Here is a 2,682-nt window from a genome sequence, read left to right on the forward strand (position 1 = left end):
GAGCTGGTGCTCGACGTGCAATCGGTGCGCAAGGAGTTCGGTGGGCTGGTCGCGGTGAACGATGTGAGCTTCCAGGTGCGGGCCGGCGAGATCGTCGGGCTGATCGGGCCGAACGGGGCCGGCAAGTCGACCACCTTCAACCTGGTGAGCGGCGTGCTGCCGCTGACGCGCGGCGAGGTGCGGCTGCGCGGCGAGCGCATCGACGGGCTGCCGTCGCGCGGCATCGCGCGGCGCGGCGTGTCGCGCACCTTCCAGCACGTGAAGATGGTGCCGGAGATGACGGTGCTGGAGAACGTCGCGCTCGGTGCCCACCGGCGCGGACGGCGCGGCATGCTGTCGGCGATGCTGCGGCTGGACCGCGATGAAGAGCGCCGCCTGCTGCGCGAGGCCGAGCGCCAGCTGCAGCGCATCGGCATGGCCGACCGCGCCGACGAGCTGGCCGGCAACCTGGCGCTCGGGCCGCAGCGGCTGATGGAGATCGCGCGCGCGCTGAGCGCCGATCCATCGCTGCTGCTGCTGGACGAGCCGGCCGCCGGCTTGCGCCACCAGGAGAAGCGGGCGCTGGCCGAGGTGCTGCGGCAGCTGCGCGCCGAGGGGCTGTCGATCCTGCTGGTCGAGCACGACATGGACCTGGTGATGGACGTGAGCGACCGCATCGTCGTGATGGAGTTCGGCACGCAGCTGATGCAAGGAACGCCGGCCGAGGTGCAGGCGAGCGAGGCGGTGCGGGCGGCGTACCTCGGGACGGAGCACTGAGCATGAGCGACCCGATCCCCACCCCTCCGTTCGCCCTGAGCATGTCGAAGGATCGGGCTGAGCCTGTCGAAGCCCTGGAAGTCACCGACCTGCACGCCGGCTACGGCCGCGCCGAAGTGCTGCGCGGCATCCGGCTGCAGGCCGCAGCCGGCAGCGTTGTCACCGTGATCGGCCCGAACGGCGCCGGCAAGTCGACGCTGCTGAATGCGCTGATGGGCGTGCTGCCGTCGCGCGGGTCGATCCGCTGGCAGGGCAGCGCGATCGGTGCGCTGGCGCTCGAGGCACGCGTCGACCGCGGCATCGCCCTCGTGCCCGAGACCCGCGCGCTGTTCGGCAGCATGCCGGTCGAGGACAACCTGCGGCTCGGCGCCTGGCGCCTGCGGCAGCGCGGGCCCCAAGCGGCACGCGATGCGATGGAGCGCGTGTTCGCGCTGTTCCCGCGCCTGCAGGAGCGGCGCGGACAGTTGGCCGGCACGCTGTCGGGCGGCGAGCGGCAGATGCTGGCGGTGGGCCGTGCGCTGATGGGCGAGCCGTCGCTGCTGATGCTGGACGAGCCGAGCCTCGGCCTCGCGCCGCTGGTGGTGCGCGAGATCTTCCGCACCATCGCCGCGCTGCGCGCGACCGGCGTGACGATCCTGCTGGTCGAGCAGAACGCACGCGCCGCGCTGGAGGTGGCCGACCACGCCTACGTGCTGGAGATGGGCGAGATCGTGCTGCAGGGCCCGGCCGGCGAGCTGGCGCGCGATCCGCGCGTGATCGACACCTACCTCGGCGCGGCGCGCTCCAGCGGATCACGCTGATGGTGGAAGCGCTCGACACCTCGCGGCTGGAGCACCTGGTCGGCTATGCGGCGACGCGCGCCTCGGTGCAGCTGAAGCGCTCGTTCGTGCGCCACCTCGGACCGCTGGAATTGAAGGCGGTGGAGTTCTCGATCCTGGTGCTGGTGGCGGCCAACGAGCGCGCGAACCAGAAGCAGCTGGGGCAGGCGCTCGACGTGTCGGCGCCGAACATGGCGGTGACGCTGGACCGCATGGCGGAACGCGGCTGGGTGCAGCGGGTGCGCTGCAGCGACGACCGGCGCTCGCAGCGCATCGAGCTGACGCCGGCGGGCCGCAAGCTCGCGGCGCGCGCCGAGAAGATCGCCGCGACGATGGAGGACGACGCGCTGGCGGTGTTGTCGGCGCGCGAGCGTGCGACGCTGATCCGGCTGCTGATGCGCGTCGCGGCCGGCGCCGGCTAGAGCGGCTTCAGCTCCGGCCCGCGCAGCCCGACCAGCAAGGCCCGCCCGCTGCCGTCGACGCGGAACTCGCCGAAGCGCGCCTCCGACCAGCGCTGCGCCTCGCCCTCGGGGAAGAACCAGGCATCGGTGACGAGGATCCAGCGACCATCCTTCGGCGTCAGCTCGATGCGCAGTTCGTCGGCCGCGAGCGGCGTGCCGTCGTCCAGCCGCAGCAGCGCCAGCACGCCGCGTTCGTCGCGCCGCGCGACGGCATGCGGTCGCTGTGCGCGCAGCAGGTCGTCGTCGAGGCCCTGCTCCAGCGCGGCCGGCAGGCGGAAGTTCAGCCGCATGAAATCGCCCTGCATCAGCGAGCGCGGGTCGGCCGGCGCGAGTTCGACGAACACCGGCTGGCCGTGCGCGATCAGCGACTCCTTCTGCCAGATCGCCAGGTTCGCGACCAGCAGCACGGCGACGGCGGCGACGGCGATGCCCCAGCGCTGCGGCCCGGCCGGTGCCGCGGCAGGTGCTGCCTCCATCGCCTGGCGCCGCGACAGGCCCCAGCGCGCCAGCAGCGCGAGCACGGCGCCCGCGGCCACCATCAGCAGCGCCTTGTGCGCGAGCGGCCAGGCCAGCTGGTAGTAGAACGCGCCGATGATCCAGGCCGCGGCCACGCCGGCCGCGGCGGCCAGGCGCCAGCGCCGCGTGGT

The 2,682-nt window shown here is 73.2% G+C and carries 4 protein-coding genes; 3 read left to right on the plus strand and 1 reads right to left on the minus strand.

Features of this window, described 5'->3' with window-relative positions; genetic code table 11:
• The 3 genes from AC1D01_RS29070 to AC1D01_RS29080 all read left to right on the plus strand — a co-directional run.
• A partial coding sequence (locus tag AC1D01_RS29070; RefSeq protein WP_477872604.1) for an ABC transporter ATP-binding protein occupies window positions 1-756 on the plus strand: 756 nt, incomplete at its 5' end.
• Window positions 757-797: 41 nt separating this feature from the next.
• A complete protein-coding gene (locus AC1D01_RS29075) occupies window positions 798-1,556 on the plus strand; it encodes an ABC transporter ATP-binding protein (protein WP_477872610.1) in 759 nt (252 codons plus the stop codon).
• On the plus strand, window positions 1,556-1,996 hold the full coding sequence (locus AC1D01_RS29080) for a MarR family winged helix-turn-helix transcriptional regulator (protein ID WP_477872606.1): 441 nt from the start codon (window positions 1,556-1,558) through the stop codon (window positions 1,994-1,996). The genes AC1D01_RS29075 and AC1D01_RS29080 overlap by 1 nt, the downstream gene beginning before the upstream one ends.
• Here the strand turns inward: AC1D01_RS29080 and AC1D01_RS29085 are convergent.
• The coding region (locus tag AC1D01_RS29085; protein ID WP_477872608.1) for a GDYXXLXY domain-containing protein at window positions 1,993-2,682 on the minus strand (690 nt) is incomplete at its 5' end. The genes AC1D01_RS29080 and AC1D01_RS29085 overlap by 4 nt on opposite strands.

The organism is Rhizobacter sp. P3_B12, from assembly GCF_056402895.1.

Excerpts from the sequence above, each read along its gene's own strand:
- AC1D01_RS29075 (WP_477872610.1), top strand. The coding sequence starts at position 798 with ATGTCGAAGGATCGGGCTGAGCCTGTCGAAGCCCTGGAAGTCACCGAC.
- AC1D01_RS29080 (WP_477872606.1), top strand. The coding sequence starts at position 1,556 with ATGGTGGAAGCGCTCGACACCTCGCGGCTGGAGCACCTGGTCGGCTAT.